Origin of the sequence: Pseudomonas sp. NPDC088368, assembly GCF_044753445.1 — a bacterium.
Classification (GTDB): Bacteria; Pseudomonadota; Gammaproteobacteria; order Pseudomonadales; family Pseudomonadaceae; genus Aquipseudomonas; species Aquipseudomonas bambusae.
On record NZ_JBIVNG010000001.1, the window covers coordinates 179,246 to 197,846 of the forward strand.

General features: G+C 60.1%; 17 protein-coding genes. 14 read left to right on the forward strand and 3 right to left on the reverse strand.

Features of this window, described 5'->3' with window-relative positions; all coding sequences use genetic code 11:
• The first annotated feature begins 13 nt into the window (after positions 1–13).
• The 11 genes from pilW (at position 14) to ACIQAL_RS00815 (ending at position 10,731) form a co-directional block, all read left to right on the forward strand.
• Positions 14–772 carry a type IV pilus biogenesis/stability protein PilW gene (gene pilW, locus ACIQAL_RS00765; protein WP_401141402.1) on the forward strand — a complete coding sequence of 253 codons (759 nt, stop codon included), beginning with the start codon at positions 14–16 and terminating at the stop codon, positions 770–772.
• Complete coding sequence (locus ACIQAL_RS00770; protein WP_401141405.1) at positions 772–1,797, forward strand: RodZ domain-containing protein; 1,026 nt, start codon at positions 772–774, stop codon at positions 1,795–1,797. The genes pilW and ACIQAL_RS00770 overlap by 1 nt, the downstream gene beginning before the upstream one ends.
• A gap of 3 nt (positions 1,798–1,800) precedes the next feature.
• A complete protein-coding gene (gene ispG, locus ACIQAL_RS00775; RefSeq protein WP_341959694.1) occupies positions 1,801–2,910 on the forward strand; it encodes a flavodoxin-dependent (E)-4-hydroxy-3-methylbut-2-enyl-diphosphate synthase in 1,110 nt (369 codons plus the stop codon).
• 22 nt (positions 2,911–2,932) lie between these two features.
• Positions 2,933–4,222, forward strand: coding sequence for a histidine--tRNA ligase (gene hisS / locus ACIQAL_RS00780; RefSeq protein WP_401141407.1), 1,290 nt, complete (start codon positions 2,933–2,935; stop codon positions 4,220–4,222).
• Between the two features lie 36 nt (positions 4,223–4,258).
• Positions 4,259–4,900 (forward strand): YfgM family protein, encoded by a 642-nt coding sequence (locus tag ACIQAL_RS00785; protein ID WP_166593650.1) that lies wholly within the window; start codon positions 4,259–4,261, stop codon positions 4,898–4,900.
• A complete protein-coding gene (gene bamB, locus ACIQAL_RS00790) occupies positions 4,893–6,044 on the forward strand; it encodes an outer membrane protein assembly factor BamB (RefSeq protein ID WP_166593649.1) in 1,152 nt (383 codons plus the stop codon). Before ACIQAL_RS00785 ends, bamB begins: the two co-directional genes overlap by 8 nt.
• Positions 6,045–6,195: 151 nt before the next feature.
• Positions 6,196–7,665, forward strand: a complete 1,470-nt coding sequence (gene der / locus ACIQAL_RS00795) for a ribosome biogenesis GTPase Der (protein ID WP_166593648.1) — start codon at positions 6,196–6,198, stop codon at positions 7,663–7,665.
• A gap of 118 nt (positions 7,666–7,783) precedes the next feature.
• Positions 7,784–8,932 (forward strand): pyridoxal phosphate-dependent aminotransferase, encoded by a 1,149-nt coding sequence (locus ACIQAL_RS00800; RefSeq protein WP_401141411.1) that lies wholly within the window; start codon positions 7,784–7,786, stop codon positions 8,930–8,932.
• Positions 8,920–9,711, forward strand: a complete 792-nt coding sequence (locus ACIQAL_RS00805; RefSeq protein WP_401141412.1) for an amidohydrolase — start codon at positions 8,920–8,922, stop codon at positions 9,709–9,711. The genes ACIQAL_RS00800 and ACIQAL_RS00805 overlap by 13 nt, the downstream gene beginning before the upstream one ends.
• A gap of 58 nt (positions 9,712–9,769) precedes the next feature.
• Entirely contained in the window at positions 9,770–10,207 is a 438-nt protein-coding gene (locus ACIQAL_RS00810) for a hypothetical protein (protein WP_401141414.1), read from the forward strand.
• Positions 10,208–10,326: 119 nt separating this feature from the next.
• Entirely contained in the window at positions 10,327–10,731 is a 405-nt protein-coding gene (locus ACIQAL_RS00815; RefSeq protein ID WP_166593644.1) for a hypothetical protein, read from the forward strand.
• Between the two features lie 189 nt (positions 10,732–10,920).
• Here the strand turns inward: ACIQAL_RS00815 and leuA are convergent, their stop codons facing one another.
• The 3 genes from leuA to xseA form a co-directional block, all read right to left on the reverse strand.
• Positions 10,921–12,606, reverse strand: a complete 1,686-nt coding sequence (leuA, locus tag ACIQAL_RS00820; protein WP_166593643.1) for a 2-isopropylmalate synthase — start codon at positions 12,604–12,606, stop codon at positions 10,921–10,923.
• A gap of 407 nt (positions 12,607–13,013) precedes the next feature.
• Positions 13,014–13,856 carry a peptidoglycan DD-metalloendopeptidase family protein gene (locus tag ACIQAL_RS00825; RefSeq protein WP_401141418.1) on the reverse strand — a complete coding sequence of 281 codons (843 nt, stop codon included), beginning with the start codon at positions 13,854–13,856 and terminating at the stop codon, positions 13,014–13,016.
• A 3-nt stretch (positions 13,857–13,859) separates the two neighbouring features.
• Positions 13,860–15,239: an exodeoxyribonuclease VII large subunit gene (gene xseA, locus ACIQAL_RS00830; protein ID WP_401142364.1), complete on the reverse strand. Its 1,380-nt coding sequence runs from the start codon at positions 15,237–15,239 to the stop codon at positions 13,860–13,862.
• A 227-nt stretch (positions 15,240–15,466) separates the two neighbouring features.
• Between xseA and ACIQAL_RS00835 the strand changes: the two genes are divergently transcribed.
• The 3 genes from ACIQAL_RS00835 to guaB all read left to right on the forward strand — a co-directional run bounded on the left by ACIQAL_RS00835 (position 15,467) and on the right by guaB (position 18,468).
• On the forward strand, positions 15,467–16,252 hold the full coding sequence (locus ACIQAL_RS00835; RefSeq protein WP_401141420.1) for a sulfite exporter TauE/SafE family protein: 786 nt from the start codon (positions 15,467–15,469) through the stop codon (positions 16,250–16,252).
• 71 nt (positions 16,253–16,323) lie between these two features.
• A complete protein-coding gene (locus ACIQAL_RS00840) occupies positions 16,324–16,872 on the forward strand; it encodes a sugar ABC transporter ATPase (RefSeq protein WP_401141423.1) in 549 nt (182 codons plus the stop codon).
• 126 nt (positions 16,873–16,998) lie between these two features.
• Positions 16,999–18,468 carry an IMP dehydrogenase gene (gene guaB, locus ACIQAL_RS00845; RefSeq protein ID WP_166593639.1) on the forward strand — a complete coding sequence of 490 codons (1,470 nt, stop codon included), beginning with the start codon at positions 16,999–17,001 and terminating at the stop codon, positions 18,466–18,468.
• Positions 18,469–18,601 lie beyond the last annotated feature (133 nt).

Genomic DNA, 18,601 nt, shown 5'->3' on the forward strand with positions numbered 1-18,601 from the left:
TGAGAGGATCTCTATGTCCCTGCGCGCTGCGCTGCTGCTGTGTTTTGTCACGTTGCTGGCTGGCTGTGTTTCCACCGGCAACGTTGATCCGATGAGTACCGGCAAGGGACGTGAAGATGCTCGTCAGGCTTATGTGCAGTTGGGGATCGGCTATCTGCAGCAGGGGCAGATGGAGCGTGCGAAGGCACCGTTGAAAAAGGCCCTGGAACTGGACAGTTCAGACCCCGACGCCAATGCTGCACTGGGCCTGGTGTTTCAGGCCGAGGCCGAGCCTGAGCTTGCAGATCAGTATTACAAGAAAGCGTTGTCCTCTCGCCCCAAGGATGCTCGCATCCTCAACAATTACGGCAGCTTTCTCTACCAGCAAAAACGCTACAAAGACGCTTACGAGCGCTTCCAGCAGGCTGCGGATGACAACCTGTATGCCGAGCGTGCCCGGGTGTTCGAGAACCTCGGCATGACCTCCGTGATGCTGGGCAATAGGGATCAGGCGCTCGACGAGTTCACCAAGGCCCTCAGGCTCGACGCCCAACAGCCACGTGCGTTGCTGGAAATGGCTGAGTTGTCTTACGAAGACAGGCATTATGTGCCGGCGCGTGATTACTATGACCGTTTCAGCCAACTGAGCGAGCAGAATGCACGTAGCCTGTTGCTGGGGACGCGCCTGGCGAAGATCTATGACGATCGCAACAAGGCGGCCAGTTATGGCCTGCAACTAAAAAGACTCTATCCCGGCACGCCGGAATATCAGCAATACCTGTCGGAGCAATGATGAAAGCGGCGCATCCCGAAGTTGTAGCAGCCACTCGTACGAACCCTGGTGAAACCTTGCGCCAGGCTCGCGAGAGTAAAAACTGGTCGCTGCCAGATGTGGCTTTGAGGTTGAACCTCACCGCGACTTCCCTGGGTTATGTGGAGTCGGGCGATTTTGAGAAGCTTCCGGGCCACACGTTTGCCCGGGGCTACATCCGTGCCTACGCGAAACTGATGGGCCTGGATCAGACCGCGCTGGTCGCTCAGTTCGATCAATACACCGGCACCGACGGACAGGGCAGCAACGTTCACGCCTTGGGTCGTATCGAAGAGCCTGTGCGTCTTTCCCACAATATTCTGCGCATTGTCAGCCTGTTATTGCTGGTTGCGTTGATTGGTGGCGGTTTTGTGTGGTGGCAGGATCAGGCGACTTTGCGTGGCAAGGAGCCGACCAGTCTGGGCATGGAGCACGTCGAAGTCGAAAGCGCCGACGGCACTACCCAGATTCACCCGCTGGACGAGCCTGAAGATCAAGCGGTCGCAGAAGGGCAGAACAACACAGCGCCACTGCCGCTCAACAACACCGACTCGTCCACCACCGCACCGACGACCTCCGCTGCGCCGACCACGACTGCGCCAGCGACCACTGCGCCAGTCGCTCCGACTCACGGCACTGCTGCGACGCCGACTGTGCCTGTGCACACCGTTCCGATGCCAGGTGCAACGACCGCACCATCCACGGCAGCCGTTCCCGCACCCGCGCCTGCGCCAACCTTGGCTGACGCCGCACCGACGCCCGCCGGTTTTGGTCAGGTCCAGTTGCAGTTCACCGCCGATTGCTGGTTTCAGATCACCGACGCCAACGGCAAGGTGCTCAGCACCGGCCTCAAGCATTCGGGCGACAATGTCAGCGTCAGCGGCAAGCCGCCTTTGTCGGTTCGTCTGGGTGTGGCCCGAGCCGCACAGGTCAGCTACAACGGCCAGCCGGTGGACGTCACACCTTTCACATCGGGCCAGACGGCTCGCATGAAGCTGGGGCAATAAGTCATGCACGGCGAATCTCCGATCAAACGTCGCGAATCTCGTAAAATCTGGGTCGGCTCCGTGCCGGTCGGCGGCGATGCGCCGATTGCGGTACAGAGCATGACCAACAGCGACACCAACGACGTCGCCGCCACCGTTGCCCAGATCAATCGTCTGGAAGCGGCGGGCGTGGACATCGTTCGTGTGTCCGTCCCCGACATGGACGCCGCCGAGGCGTTCGGACGTATCAAACAGCTGGTCAAAGTGCCGCTGGTGGCCGACATCCACTTCGACTACAAGATTGCCTTGCGCGTGGCCGAACTGGGCGTCGATTGCCTGCGCATCAACCCGGGCAACATCGGTCGTGAGGACCGCGTGCGCGCGGTGGTCGATGCGGCACGCGACCGGGGCATTCCGATCCGTATTGGCGTGAACGCCGGTTCGTTGGAAAAAGACCTGCAGAAAAAGTATGGCGAACCGACCCCGGCCGCGCTGGTGGAGTCGGCGTTGCGCCACGTTGAACACCTCGATCGCCTGGATTTCCAGGACTTCAAGGTCAGCGTCAAGGCGTCGGACGTGTTCATGGCCGTCGAAGCCTATCGCCTGCTGGCCAAGCAAATCATCCAGCCGCTGCACCTCGGGATCACCGAAGCGGGTGGTTTGCGTTCAGGCACAGTGAAATCGGCCGTCGGCCTAGGTATGCTGCTGGCCGAAGGAATTGGCGATACCATCCGTATCTCGCTGGCCGCCGATCCTGTTGAAGAAGTGAAAGTCGGCTACGACATCCTCAAGTCGCTGCACCTGCGTTCCCGTGGCATCAACTTCATCGCCTGCCCGAGCTGCTCGCGGCAGAATTTCGATGTGGTCAAGACCATGAACGAACTGGAAGGGCGACTTGAAGACCTGCTGGTCCCGCTGGATGTGGCGGTGATCGGTTGTGTGGTGAACGGTCCGGGCGAAGCCAAGGAGGCTCATGTCGGCCTGACGGGCGGCACGCCGAACCTGATCTACATCGATGGCAAGCCATCGCAAAAGCTGACCAATGACAATCTGGTGGACGAGCTTGAACGCCTGATCCGCCAGAAAGCGGCCGAAAAGGTCGAGGCCGACGCAGCGCTGATCGTTCGCGGCTAACCCAGTTTTCCAAGGAATTTTTGTGAGTAAGTCTCTGCAAGCCATTCGTGGCATGAACGACATCCTGCCGGACCAGACCCCGCTGTGGCGCTACTTCGAAGGCACCGTATCGCGTTTGCTGGATAACTACGGTTATCGCCAGATCCGCATGCCGATCGTCGAGTTCACCGATCTGTTCAAACGCTCTATTGGCGAAGTCACCGACATCGTCGAAAAAGAGATGTACACCTTCGAAGACCGCAACGGCGATTCGCTGACCCTGCGCCCTGAAGGCACAGCGGCCTGCGTGCGCGCGGTACTTGAGCACGGGATCACCGGCGGCGGCCAAGTGCAGAAGCTCTGGTACATCGGCCCGATGTTCCGCCACGAGCGTCCACAAAAAGGCCGTTATCGCCAGTTCCACCAGATCGGTCTGGAAGTGTTCAACCTCGACGGTCCGGACATCGACGCCGAGCTGATCGTGCTGACCTGGCGTCTGTGGGAATTGTTGGGCATTCGCAGTGCGGTGAAGCTTGAACTCAACAGTCTGGGCACCAGTGAAGCCCGTGGGCGTTACCGCGAGGCGCTGGTCGAGTACCTGTCGGCGCGTCACGACCAACTGGACGAAGACAGCCAACGCCGTCTGAAAACCAACCCGCTGCGCGTGCTGGATACCAAGAACCCTGAGACCCAGGCCGTTCTGGTGGATGCGCCGAAGCTGGCGGATTATCTGGATGAAGAATCGCGGATTCACTTTGAAGGCCTGAAGGCGCGCCTGGATGCTGTTGGCATTCCTTACGTGATCAACCCGAAGCTGGTCCGTGGTCTGGATTACTACAGCAAGACCGTTTTCGAATGGGTCACCGATCAGCTCGGGGCTCAGGGCACCGTCTGCGCGGGTGGCCGGTACGACGGTCTGGTCGAGCAAATGGGCGGCAAGCCCACCACGGGCGTCGGTTTCGCCATGGGGATCGAGCGCCTGGTCCTGCTGCTGGAAACTCTGGACAAAGTCCCGGAAGAAATCTCTCGTACCGTTGACGTCTACGTCTGCGCGTTCGGTGAAGCGGCTGAACTGGCGGCACTGGCCTTGTCCGAGCGTCTGCGCGATCAGGCGCCGAACCTGCGTCTGCAGGTCAACGCCGGGGCGGGCAGCTTCAAGAGCCAGTTCAAGAAGGCTGACAAGAGCGGCGCATTGTTTGCGCTGATCCTGGGAGACGAAGAACTGGCGGGCAAGGAAGTGGGCGTCAAGCCGCTGCGCGGTCAAGGCGAACAACAAACTGTTGCATGGGATGCTCTTTCCGAGCACCTGGCCACCTGCATCGTGCAGGGCTGAAGCGAATAAATAGCCGGATTGGATAGGAGTAGTGGCGTGTCGAGTACCGATGATGAACAGCTGGCGGCGGTAAAGGACTGGTGGCAGCGTAACGGCAAGCCTTTGGTCACCGGCGGTCTGCTCGCGGTGATCGTGGTGTTGGGCTGGCAGGCCTGGCATCGCTATCAGAACAACCAGGCACAAGGTGCTTCGGCGTTGTACCAGCAATTGCTGGAAACGGCCCTGACGCCAAGTGGCCAGGCGGATGCCGGTCAAGTGGCGGCCATCGCTGGCAAGCTGAAAAGCGATTTCGGTGGCACGGCCTACGCTCAGTACGGCAGCCTGTTCGTGGCCAAGGTGGCGGTCGACACTGGGAAGCTGGACGATGCGGTCAGTGAACTGAAAGCCGTCAACGACAAACCGGTCAACCCGACCTTGGGCGAAATCGCCCGTCAACGTCTGGCTCGCGTGCTTGCGGCCCAGAACAAGGCGGAAGATGCGTTGAAGCTGCTCGACGGTCAGGTCGACAAGTCTTTCGAAGCCAGCCGTGAAGAGCTGCGTGGCGACCTGCTGGTTCAGTTGGGTCGTACCGATGACGCGTACGCTGCATACAAGAAAGCCAAGGCTGCGCTGTCCGAGCAATCGGCAGTGGGTGGCCTGCAAATGAAGCTCGACGATCTGGCGAAAGGGGATGCGTGACGTGATTCGTTGGAAACATGCAGCATTGCTGGCTCTGGCCGTTCTGGCCGCGGGTTGCAGCAGCAACAGCAAAAAGGAATTGCCTCCGGCCGAGCTCACCAGCTTCAAGGAAGAAGTGATCCTGCAGAAGTTGTGGAGCCGCTCGGTCGGTGACGGCCAGGGCGACATCTACAACATGCTCGTTCCAGCCATCGATGGCGACAACATCTACGCTGCCGACGCTAAAGGTCTGATCATGGCGATCAACCGCAGCAATGGCGACGTGGTCTGGAAGAAAGAGCTGGAGCAACCTGTTTCCGGCGCGGTCGGCGTAGGTTCCGGTCTGGTCATGGTCGGTACTCTGCGTGGCGAAGTGATCGTCCTCGACGAATCCACCGGCGAGCAGAAGTGGAAAGCCAAGGCGACCAGCGAAGTGCTGTCCGCTCCGGCCACCAACGGTGATGTGGTTGTCGCTCAGACTCAGGACGACAAGGTTATCGGTTACGATGCCGCCACAGGTAACCAGCGCTGGATTTACGAAAGCAGTCCTGCGGTGTTGACCCTGCGTGGCACCGGCGCCCCGATCGTGACCAGTCAGTTGGCAGTCGCTGGCCTCTCGACCGGCAAGGTCGTGGCCCTCGACACCACCAACGGTGTACCGGTCTGGGAGCAGCGCGTTGCGATTCCTCAAGGTCGCTCGGAGCTGGATCGCGTGGTCGATATCGACGGCGGCCTGCTGTTGTCCGGCAGCACCTTGTACGTGGCGACCTACCAGGGTCGTGTAGCCGGTCTGGAGCTGCAAAGCGGCCGCGTGCTGTGGCAGCGTGATGCGTCGAGCTATTCGGGCGTGGCACAAGGCTTCGGCAGCGTCTACGTTTCGCTGGCCAACGGCACCGTTGAAGGCGTCGATGAGCGTTCTTCCACGGCGCTGTGGAGCAACGACTCGCTGGCCCGTCGTCAACTGGGCTCTCCGGAAGTGTTCTCCAGCTACGTGGCCGTTGGTGACTTCGAGGGTTATCTGCATCTGCTCAGCCAGGTCGACGGTCACTTTGTCGGGCGTGAAAAGATCGACAGCGACGGCCTGCGTGCACGTCCGCTGGTCTCCGGCAACACTATTTACGTCTTTGGCAACAGCGGCAAGCTGGAAGCCCTGACGATCAAGTAGTGGCTGTCTATGCTAGAGGAGGCCGCTCGGCGGCTTTCCTCTGGCGGCCCCGCGTTGACGGGGCTTGCGGCGTGTTGAATGCCGCTCCGAACTCCGGCCGCTGCCTTGCAGCGGCTTTTGTATTTTCTGAAATAACGAAGTGGAGAGCCGCATGGTTCCCGTAATCGCCCTGGTGGGTCGACCGAACGTCGGCAAGTCCACCTTGTTCAACCGCCTGACCCGTAGTCGCGACGCCATCGTCGGCGACTTGTCCGGTCTGACCCGCGATCGCCAGTACGGCGAGGCCAAGTGGCAAGGGCGCACCTACATTGTGATCGACACCGGCGGTATTTCCGGTGATGAACACGGCATGGACGAAAAGATGGCCGAGCAGTCGCTGCTGGCCATCGAAGAAGCCGATGTCGTGCTGTTCCTGGTGGACGCCAAGGCCGGCTTCACCGCTGCCGACCAAATGATTGGCGAGCACTTGCGCAAGCGCAACAAGACCTCGTACGTGATCGCCAACAAGGTCGACAACATCGACCCTGACATGGCACGTGCCGAGTTCGCGCCACTGGGCATGGGCGACGCGATCCCGATCGCTGGCGCCCACGGTCGCGGCATCACGCAGATGCTGGACATCGCCCTGCGCGAATTCCCGAAAGACGCTGATGAAGTGGAAGAGGGCGAAGAGGAAGACGTCGCTGAAGGCGAGGAAGCCAAGCGTATTCCTGGCCCTAGCGAGAAGGACGGCATCAAGATCGCGATCATCGGTCGTCCGAACGTTGGCAAGTCGACGCTGGTCAACCGCATGCTCGGCGAAGACCGCGTCATCGTTTACGATCAGCCCGGCACCACCCGGGACAGTATCTACATCCCGTTCGAACGCAACGACGAGAAGTACACGCTGATCGACACCGCCGGTGTGCGCAAGCGCGGCAAGATCCACGAAGAAGTCGAAAAGTTCTCGGTGGTGAAAACCCTGCAGGCGATCAAAGACGCCAACGTGGTGATCTTCGTCATGGACGCTCGCGAAGGCGTGGTCGATCACGACCTGAACCTGCTGGGCTTCGCGCTGGAAGCCGGTCGCGCACTGGTCATCGCCCTGAACAAGTGGGATGGCATGGTGCCGAGCGAGCGCGACTACGTGAAGACCGAACTGGAGCGCCGGTTGTTCTTCGTCGACTTCGCGGACATCCACTTCATCTCCGCGCTGCACGGCACGGGCGTTGGCAACCTGTACCAATCGGTGCAGAACTCGTTCAAGTCGGCGGTCACGCGCTGGCCGACCAGCCGCCTGACCCAGATCCTCGAAGACGCGGTCACCGAGCACCAGCCGCCGATGGTCAACAGCCGTCGGATCAAGCTGCGTTATGCTCACTTGGGTGGCGCGAACCCGCCGATCATCGTGATCCACGGTAACCAGGTCGAGCGCGTACCCAAGTCGTACGTACGCTATCTGGAAAACACCTACCGCCGCGTGCTCAAGCTGGTCGGTACGCCGATCCGTATCGAGTTCAAAGGTGGGGACAACCCGTACGAAGGCAACAAGAACACGCTGACCGATCGTCAGGTCAACAAGAAGCGTCGCTTGATGTCGCACCACAAGAAAGCCGAGAAGAAGCGCAAGGACAAGCGTTGATTCGGTAACGGACTTTCTTCGAAAAGGCGCCAATGGCGCCTTTTTTTATGCGTCGAGGATGGGCTATTCTGCGGGTCCCCGTGCCGTTCTGGAGCCGGGTGTGGAGCAGGAAAACCCGATGATCACCAGCAAATTGCCGAACGTTGGCACCACCATTTTTACCGTGATGTCCCAGCTTGCAGCCGATACCGGGGCGATCAATCTTTCCCAGGGTTTTCCCGATTTCGACGGGCCTGACGCACTGCGCGAAGCCCTTTGTCGCCGCACCATGGACGGCTTCAACCAATACGCTCCGATGGCGGGCCTGCCCGCGCTACGTCAGCAAGTGGCTGCCAAGATCGCGCGTGCATACGGCCGTGACGTCAACGTCGACACCGAGGTAACCATCACCCCCGGCGCGACCCATGCCATCTTTTGCGCCATTCAGACCGTGGTTCGGGCGGGCGACGAAGTCATCGTGTTCGACCCCAGTTACGACAGCTACGAGCCTTCCGTGGAACTGGCCGGTGGCCGTTGCGTGCATGTGCAACTCAAGGCGGGTGACTTCTCCATCGATTGGGAACAGCTTACCGCCGCGTTGAGCCCGAAGACCCGCATGATCATCATCAACACCCCGCACAACCCGAGCGGTGCGTTGATCAGCCGCGCCGAACTCGACCAGTTGGCGGCGCTCATTCGTGACCGTGACATTTACCTGGTCAGCGACGAGGTGTACGAGCACTTGGTGTTCGACGGCGTGAAACACGCCAGCGTGCTGGCCCATGATGAACTGTATGCGCGTGCATTCGTCGTGAGTTCATTCGGCAAGACGTACCACGTCACCGGCTGGAAAACCGGCTATCTGGTAGCGCCGCCCGCGCTGACCGCCGAGATGCGCAAGGTTCACCAGTTCGTCGGCTTCTGCGGCGTGACCCCGTTGCAGTGGGCGTTGGCCGATTTCATGGCCGCCTGTCCAGAGCACGTCGAGGAGCTGCCAGCGTTCTATCAGGCTAAACGCGATTATTTCTGCGACCGCCTCGAAGGCTCGCGTTTTACTTTCACCCGCGCCGCCGGGACGTATTTCCAACTGGTCGATTACTCACAGATTCGTCCTGATCTGAACGACGTGGACATGTCGCTGTGGATGACCCGCGAGCATGGAGTGGCGAGTATTCCCCCGTCCGTGTTCTATCAGAATCCGCCCGAAGGCCAGCGCCTGATTCGCCTGTGCTTTCCCAAGCGAGAGGAGACGTTGCGTCTGGCAGCGGAAAAACTATGCGCGATTTGAGTTCATTGCCAAACCTCAATCTGGCGTTGGTGCAGACCACCCTCGTCTGGCACGACTCTCAGGCCAACCACGCGCACTTCGAGGAGCTGCTGTCACAAGCCCAAGGTGCTGATCTGGTGATCCTGCCGGAAATGTTCACCACCGGATTTTCGATGGAGTCCGAAGCATTGGCTGAGCCTGTAAACGGCATCACGTCGCGCTGGTTGCTCGATCAGGCCAAGCGCCTCAACGCGGTCGTGACCGGCAGCGTCATCATTCGGGCGGAAGACGGCAGCCATCGCAACCGCTTGCTGTGGGCCCTTCCGGACGGCGAGCTGTTGCACTACGACAAACGCCATCTGTTTCGCATGGCAGGCGAGCACGAGCACTACAGCGCAGGCGAGCGTCAGGTGCAGTTCGAGCTCAAGGGCTGGCGAATTCGACCGCTGATCTGCTACGACCTCCGGTTTCCAGTGTGGAGCCGGGGTGCTCAAGACACCGATCTGCTGCTGTACACCGCCAACTGGCCGGGGGCCCGGCGTCAGCACTGGAATCGCCTGTTGCCGGCTCGGGCCATCGAGAACCTGTGTTACGTCGCGGCGGTGAACCGTGTGGGCATCGACGGCAAAGGCTTCGCCTACACCGGCGACAGTCAGGTGCTGGATTTTCAGGGTGAAAGCCTGCTGAATATTGGTGGGGCTGACGGGGTTTTTCATGTCAGCCTGTCCGCTGAAAGCCTGGATGCCTATCGCCAGAAATTCCCGGCATATCTCGACGCCGATACATTCGAGATACACTAACGTCATAGAGTTGGAGGGGGTGGCGGTCGATAGCGTTGTACCCAAACAGGAGATCGGTATGACCACCATCAGCACTTCTTCACTCGCTTCCTACACCAGCAGTTTCTCGGTTGCCGTCAAGAAAGACACCTCGACGACCTCGACTGACAGCGACGCCTCCACCACTACCGCTGCGGCGGGCTCTACCACCGCGCAGGCAGGCGGAGCCGGGGCTGCGGGTGGCGCAGGGGCAGCGGGCGGCAGCTCCAGTTCTTCCAGCGAGAGCGAGCAGGCCATCGAGAAGCTTGAAGAGCAGATCAAGGAAACCCAAAAGCAGTTGCAGCAGCAAGAGCAGCAATTGGCAGCAGCCAACGCCAGCAGCGGCTCTGATGAAGAGAAAGCTCAGCGCGCCATGGCGATCCAGGGCCAGATTTCCACGACCACTTCTACGCTGGCGACCCAGCAGGCCGCGCTGGCTCAGTTGCAAAAGTCTGGCAGCATCAACACCACCGCCTGACATTTCCCCCGTAAAAGCGCTCCGTGACGAAGGTCATGGGGCGTTTTCGTGTACGTAAAGAATCGGCTTCAGTTCTTTGTACCTTGGCCGATACAAAGTGCACAGAACAGGAGTTCATCATGACGACGATCAATACAAGCACGTTGAGTCCTTACGCCAATCCTTTTACGGTCGCGCTCAAAAACGATCAGGCCACCAAGAGCGATGTGGTGACTGCCAGCGTGAACCTGCGCGGCACGGCGTACACCGAGCCCGGTAAGAAAGCGGGAGAAGCGGAGGCGCCCCAGTCGCCACGCGAGCAGATGATCAAGCAACTTCAAGATCAGATCAAAGAGACGCAAAAGGTGCTTGAGCAACAGCAGCAACAGCTCGCCGCCGCGTTGAACAGCAAGGCTCCCGAGCAGGAGAAAGCCGCGCAAGTCATGGCTATCCAGCAGCAGATCGCTGGAACCATGGCGCAACTCACCGCTCTTCAGGCGTCATTGCTGGAATTGATGAAAGGCTCCGTCAGCACCAAGGCCTGACCCACACGGCACACATAAAAAAGGCCCTGGAGCGTGAGCTTCAGGGCCTTTTTATGGTTTAAAACACATCATGTGTCGGAGCGAATTTATTCGCGAAAGATGTAACGGGCGACACAGATGCATCGTCTGGCGCCCTCGCATCGCGAATGAATTCGCGCCTACAGGTCTGTCATCACCGATCCTCGGGCATCAAGCAGCCTGTGCCGCGACCTCAGCCTGAATCAGTGCCCTGTTCAGTGCGCTGAACAGGGCCTTGAAGCTGGCGGTGGTGATGTTTTCATCGATACCCACGCCGTGGACCGCACGTTCGCCGTTCACGCGCAGTTCGATGTAGGCAGCGGCCTTGGCCGTGGTGCCCGCGCCGATGGCGTGTTCGTTGTAGTCCATAATCTCGGCTTTGACGGGCAGACCGGCCACCAGTGCCTCCAGCGCGCCGTTACCGCGGCCCTTCCAGTGCAGGTTGCTTTCGCCGTCACCTTTGCCCGTGACTTCGACTTCAACGGCGCTGTGACCGTTTTCTTCCTGGAGACGATGGCTGACCAGCGCGTAGGGCTTGTTGGCTTGCAGGTATTCAGTTTTGAACAGCGAGTAGATCTGCTGCGCGGTCATCTCCAGGCCAAGACGGTCGGTCTCGCCCTGAACCACCTGGCTGAACTCGATCTGCATGCGACGTGGCAGCGAGATGCCGTATTCCTGTTCCAGCAGGTAAGTAATGCCGCCTTTGCCGGACTGGCTGTTCACCCGAATGACCGCTTCGTAGCTGCGGCCAATGTCCGCCGGGTCGATCGGCAGGTACGGAACTTCCCACAGTGCGTCTTCTTTCTGCTGGGTGAAGCCCTTGCGAATCGCGTCCTGGTGCGAACCGGAGAACGCGGTGTGCACGAGGTCGCCGACGTACGGGTGACGAGGGTGAACCGGGATCTGGTTGCACTCTTCGACGACTTTACGAACGCCGTCGATGTCGGAGAAGTCCAGTTGCGGGTTCAGACCCTGGGTGTACATGTTGAGGGCAACGGTCACCAGATCGACGTTACCGGTGCGCTCGCCGTTGCCGAACAGGCAGCCTTCGACACGATCAGCGCCCGCCATCAGGCCCAGTTCGGTAGCGGCCACGCCAGTGCCACGGTCGTTGTGGGTGTGCAGGCTGATGATCACGCTGTCGCGGCGGGTGATGTTGCGGCAGAACCACTCGATCTGGTCGGCGTAGATATTCGGCGTGGCGACTTCGACAGTGGCCGGCAGGTTGAGGATCACCTTGTTCTGCGGCGTGGCGTTCCACACTTCGATCACGGCGTCACAGACTTCCTTGGCGAAATCCAGTTCGGTGGCGCTGAAGGTTTCCGGCGAGTATTCGAACTGCCACTGGGTTTCCGGCTGCTGAGCAGCGTATTTGACGAACAGCTTGGCAGCGTTGACCGCGATGGCCTTGATGCCGTCCTTGTCCTGATTGAACACGATGCGGCGGAAGGACGGCGAGGTCGCGTTGTACAGGTGGACGATGGCTTTCTTCGCGCCGCGCAGGGATTCAAAAGTGCGAGCGATCAGGTCTTCACGGCCCTGTGTCAGCACCTGAATGGTGGTGTCGTCCGGGATGTGGCCGTCTTCGATCAGGGTGCGCACGAAGTCGAAGTCGGTTTGCGAAGCCGCCGGGAACGAAGCTTCGATTTCTTTCACGCCCACTTGAACGAGGGTTTTCCAGAAGCGCAGCTTTTTGACCGAATCCATTGGCTCGATCAGCGATTGGTTACCGTCGCGCAAGTCAGAGCTGCACCAGATCGGCACTTCGGTAATGGTCTTGGAAGGCCAGGTGCGATCGGGCAGGTCGATGACAGGAAACGCGCGGTACTTCTTCGAGGGATCTTTGAGCATGGTCATGAGAATAATCCTTTGTGGACTCAAGGCCGAAAGAAGGCGGCCAGCCGATTAACGAGAAACGCAGATGAAGGGTCGAGGCACCGCGATTTCAGCCTGGCAGTCGTGCACTGACGAGGCTGAGGCAGCGATGTTGACGCAACAGAATGAGGGTTTGAGAGGTTTTCATGTGTCCAACCGTAACCAATGAGGTGAAAGCTGGCAAGCAGTTGGGAAAAATTGGGAGGGGAACTCGAAAAAGTCGGATTGGGAAGATTTTGTAGCGACTTATGAAGTGTTTAAGCGATTTAATTGCTCAGTCATTTTGGTCTGCGCAACGCGATCCTGTAGCCGTCTGGCTAGCCGGCGGCAGCGTCCATGATATCGCCACCGCTGGCAAGCCGCTCTGCTTCAGATTCAGGCGTCACCGCTCAGGGCTGAAACGCGTTAATGAAAATCGCCGGATCGACCCGTGCATCGTTCAGGCTCACGTTCCAGTGCATATGCGGCCCGGTGGCACGCCCGGTCGAGCCAACGCGACCCACCACGCCGCCACGGGGTACGGCGTCGCCGACTTTCACGTCGATCTTCGACATGTGGCAGAACATGCTGATGAAGCCCTGGCCGTGATCGACGAACACTGTGTTGCCGTTGAAGAAGTAATCGCCGATCAGAATGACCTTACCCGCCGCAGGCGATTTGATCGGGGTGCCCGCAGGTACCGCGAAATCCAGGCCTGCGTGAGGGTTGCGTTCTTCACCGTTGAAGAAGCGACGCACGCCGAACTTGCTCGACAGCGGGCCATCGACAGGCTTATCCAGCAGCAGATTGCTCGGCGTCACCGGGCTAAACGTGCGATAGGCGCGGACCTGCACGTCCAGCTCCTGCTCGATGCGTTTCAGATCATCCGGGTTCGGATTGACCTGCCGCTGATTCTTCAGGGTGATGTGCTGTTCCGGGTATTTCTTGCTGCCGACGGTGAAGGCCAGCGTGCGACCACCGCTGCTCACCTGTTGCGACGTGCCCGGTTTGACGGTCAGCGGAATGCCGACGATGGCCTGCCAGCGCGCATCGGAATCCTTGACCACCAGCACCGGTTTGCCTTGCCACGTGGCCTTGGGCGCCTGAGCCGCAGCGCCGAGGTCAACCACGGCAACGCCGCCTGGCACCGGCTTGTTCAGCAGCCGCGAGAGGTAGCTGTCAGCGTGGGCCGGAAGGGCGAGACACAAGGCAAACGCGGCGCCTGCCAGAGAGCGGGAGATAAAAGGCAGCATCGATCAATCCAGAAGAGAAAGGGTGACAGGCGTCAGGTGATTGTCCTCAACACGGACTTGCAGTTCGCCCTCGGCCAGCTTCGCGGTGAGGCGTTGGCCGGTGTGGGTCTGTTCAGCAGCACGAATCGCCCTACCGCGCTCGTCGAGCAAAATGCTGTAACCGCGTCCGAGGGTGGCGAGGGGGCTGACCACGTTCAGCGTCTGCACCTGATTTTGCAGCTGCAAACGGCGGGTCTTGAGGTTTTCCCTGATTGCCCGAGGCAAGCGCTCGGCCAGCACGTCCAGGCGTTGACGCAGAAACGCGAGGGTGCGGCCGGGGTGTTGGGCCGCCAATCGGCTTTCAAGATGGCTCATGCGCACGTGGCGTTTGTGCATGTGCTGTTCAAAGGCGCGACGCAGGCGCATGTCCAGATCGTCCAGCCGTTGGGCACGTTGACGCAAGCGCTCGCCCGGATGACGCAACCGGCGGGAAATGCCGTCCAGACGCAGTTGTTCGCGCATCAGCCGATCGCGCATCCGCGTGACGAGCCGACGCTGCAGGTTGTCGACCCGGCGGTGCAGGTCGCTGGAATCTGGAGCCAGCAGCTCGGCGGCCGCGGATGGCGTGGGGGCGCGAACGTCGGCTACGAAGTCACTGATCGACACATCGGTCTCATGGCCAACGGCGCTGACGATGGGCGTCACGCAGGCATCGATGGCGCGGGCGACGGCTTCTTCGTTGAAGCACCACAGGTCCTCCAGCGAGCCACCGCCTCGGGCCAGGATCAGCGCATCGAAGCCTCGGGAGTCCGCGAGTTTCAAAGCGCGGACGATCTGGTTGATCGCTTCGCGGCCTTGCACTGCGGTGGGGATCAGTGTCAGTTCAACTTGCGGGGCGCGACGGCGGAACACGCTGATGATGTCGCGAATCACCGCGCCCGTCGGCGAACTGACGATGCCGATGCGCTGCGGGTGCAAGGGCAGGGCGACCTTACGCTCGGCGCTGAAGAGGCCTTCAGCATTGAGCTTTTCTTTCAGCGCATCGAAGGCCAGACGCAGGGCGCCATCGCCAGCAGGCTCGACCGTGTCGAGGATCAACTGATAGTCGCCGCGACCTTCGAAGAGCGAGACCTTGCCACGCACTTTGACGGCCAAACCGTCTTTCAACGCCTGACGAACCCGGGCGGCGTTGCTGCGAAACAGCGCGCAACGGACCTGGGCGCCACTGTCTTTCAGGGTGAAATAGACGTGACCCGATGCCGGGCGCGACAGGTTGGAAATCTCCCCCTCGACCCAGATGTTCGAGAACACATCTTCCAGCAGCACGCGCGCACGGCCGTTGAGCTGGCTGACAGTGAGGACTTCCCGGTCAAGGCCGAGTCTTGCGAAGGGGTCTTTGATCATGGCGGGCATGATAAAGGCATTGGGGCGTGGGTCACCACATTAATAGACCTGTACGCCGCCCTCTGTGGGAGCGAATTTATTCGCGAGACGTCGGCATGACCGAAACAGATGTGCCGGGCGAATGGCCAATCGCGAATGAATTCGCTCGCCCAGGGGGCGTTTTTTCTTCCGGTGAAGCGGCAGTCTCAGGATATGCTGTGCGCCGCCGCTTATCCACGGAGGACGCAATGCTCACCACCCTCGCCGAATTGTCGGGCGTCGTCGATTCACTGGGGCTCACCCCAACCGACTGGTTGTTCATCGAAGGTGGAGTGATTGCCGCCTATCTGGTCTTCGCCATCGCCGGTTTCGGCACGGCCCTGGTCGCCGGCCCCGTCCTCATCCATTTCATGCCGCTCTCGCGGATCATCCCCCTCTTGGTGATGCTGGATTTCCTCGCCGCGTTCAGCCATTTGCTGCCCTCGCGGCAATCGGTGGTACGTTCCGAGCTGTTTCGCATGGTGCCGTGCATGGCGGTCGGCTGTACGTTGGGCGTTCTCTTTCTGCTCAACCTGAAATCCGACGTCCTTCTATTAATGATGGGACTGTTTCTGATCGGTTATTCGATCTACAGCCTTGCGGTGAAAGTCAGGCCAACGCAGCTATCTGCCGCGTGGTCGATTCCGATGGGCACGATGGGTGGTCTGTTCGGGGCCCTGTTTGGGAGTGGCGGCTTTTTATACGCGATCTATCTCAATGGCCGCCTGACCGACAAATTCCAGGCCCGCGCCACGCAAAACGCGCTGATCAGTTGCAGCACCATCGTGCGCCTGAGCCTGTTTGTGATCACCGGGGTGTACACGCAGATTTCGCTGCTGGTGCTGGCCGTTTGCCTGTTGCCTGCGATGATCGTCGGCTCCTGGATCGGCCGGCGGCTGGTCATGCGTCTGTCGCGGGAAATGTTCGTGCGGCTGGTGACGTGGATGGTGCTGATCAGCGGCATCACGTTGATCGGTCGCTACCTTGCGGGCTGAAAGCCATACTTGACGTCGTCGGCGGTGGTATTAAGCTGCCGCCCCCCGATCACGCTTCAGACAGGCCCGTCATGAACACCCAAAGCATCATCGTCCCGCAAATCTCCAGCTTCCCGGCCCATGAAGCCAAGGCGCGGGCGATCCTGCGTTGGCTGGTGAAGCTTGGCGTGGTCGAGGAATCGCTGACCACCTGTGGGCGCAGTTTCAACCGCATGGCCTACGCCATCGCGCCCGGTGCGCGGCGCTTCGTCGAAAACCCCGATGCGCTGCCTTATGGCCAGGCAATCAACGGCCTGGAGATCGTGCTCAAACGCTGCATTTATACCCCTCAGGTCGGCTTTAAAGAGGAAGCCGGATGCCCCGAGTGTCGGCGCGAAATCGGCGAGGCATTGTTCGACAGCCTGGAAGAGTGGATGCCGGGCCACACCGACAACTTCATGTGCCCGGAATGCCGCCACGAAGACGACATCAATGGCTTCCTGTTTCTCGACCCGTGCGGCTTTTCCAATCTCGGGTTCATCTTCAACAACTGGCTGGACGCAGGGTTCAAGACCAGCTTCCTGGAAGAGTTCGCCGAACGTCTGGATCGTCCGGTGTCTTTCGTCAAAGTCCGGCTATAACATCAGAAACGTGTGATAGAGCAGGACGATCACGCTGATTATCAAATAGGCTGATCTTTACATTGAGCAAGGGCAGGTGTCTGGGTATAATGGCGCGCTTCCATTTTCCCGCTCGGGAGCCCAGCGATGCTGCGTATCAGCCAAGAAGCCCTTACATTCGACGACATTCTCCTTGTGCCCGGTTATTCCGAGGTGCTTCCCAACGAAGTCAGTCTGAAAACCCGATTGACCCGTGGCATCGAACTGAACATCCCCCTCGTTTCCGCCGCTATGGACACCGTCACTGAAGCCCGTTTGGCAATCGCCATGGCTCAGGAAGGCGGCATCGGCATCATCCACAAGAACATGACCGTCGAGCAGCAGGCTGCCGAAGTGCGCAAGGTCAAGAAGTTCGAAGCGGGTGTGGTCAAGGACCCGATCACCATCGAGGCAGATGCCACCGTTCGTGACCTGTTCGAACTGACTCGTCAGCACAACATCTCCGGCGTTCCAGTCCTGCACGACGGCGAGCTCGTCGGCATCGTGACATCCCGTGACGTGCGCTTCGAAAACCGTCTGGATGTGCCTGTCCGCGAAGTGATGACGCCTAAAGAGCGTCTGGTCACCGTGCACGAAGGCGCCGACAAGTACGAAGTCCGCGAGCTGCTGCACAAGCACCGTCTGGAAAAAGTCCTGATCGTCGACGACAAGTTCGCGCTCAAGGGCATGATGACCGTCAAGGACATCGAGAAATCCAAAGCCTATCCGCTGGCCAGCAAGGACGATCAAGGTCGTCTGCGCGTCGGCGCTGCGGTCGGTACCGGCAAGGACACCGGCGAGCGCGTCACCGCGCTGGTCGCAGCAGGCGTTGACGTCATCGTCGTCGACACCGCTCACGGTCACTCCAAAGGCGTGATCGACCGCGTTCGCTGGGTCAAGCAGAACTTCCCTGACGTGCAGGTCATCGGCGGCAACATCGCCACCGGCGCTGCCGCTCGTGCATTGGTCGAAGCTGGCGCTGACGGCGTCAAGGTCGGTATCGGCCCTGGCTCCATCTGCACCACCCGTATTGTCGCAGGCGTGGGCGTTCCGCAAATCAGCGCGGTTGCCAACGTGGCTGCTGCCCTTGAAGGCACTGACGTTCCCCTGATCGCCGACGGCGGCATCCGTTTCTCCGGTGACTTGTCCAAAGCCATCGTGGCCGGTGCCTACAGCGTGATGATGGGTTCGATGTTCGCCGGTACTGAAGAAGCACCGGGTGAAATCGAACTGTTCCAGGGCCGTTCATACAAGGCGTATCGCGGCATGGGGTCGTTGGGCGCCATGTCCCAGGCACAAGGTTCTTCGGACCGTTACTTCCAGGACTCCTCCGAAGGCGCCGAGAAACTGGTGCCGGAAGGCATCGAAGGCCGCGTCGCCTATAAAGGTTCGCTGTCCGCGATCATCCATCAACTAATGGGTGGCTTGCGTTCTTCCATGGGTTACACCGGCAGCGCCGACATTCAGGAAATGCGCACCAAGCCCGAATTCGTTCGCATCACCGGCGCGGGCATGGCCGAGTCTCACGTCCACGACGTGCAGATCACCAAGGAAGCGCCGAACTATCGGGTCGGCTAGCCTCCCAGCGGCAAGTTATAAGCTACAAGCTGCAAGCTGATCGTAGTGCCAGCGCTTTCAAGGCCAGGCACCACATACGGCTTGCAGTCTCCCTACATCTTGCGGCTTGGACCTGAAGCTTGCAGCTGCGCCA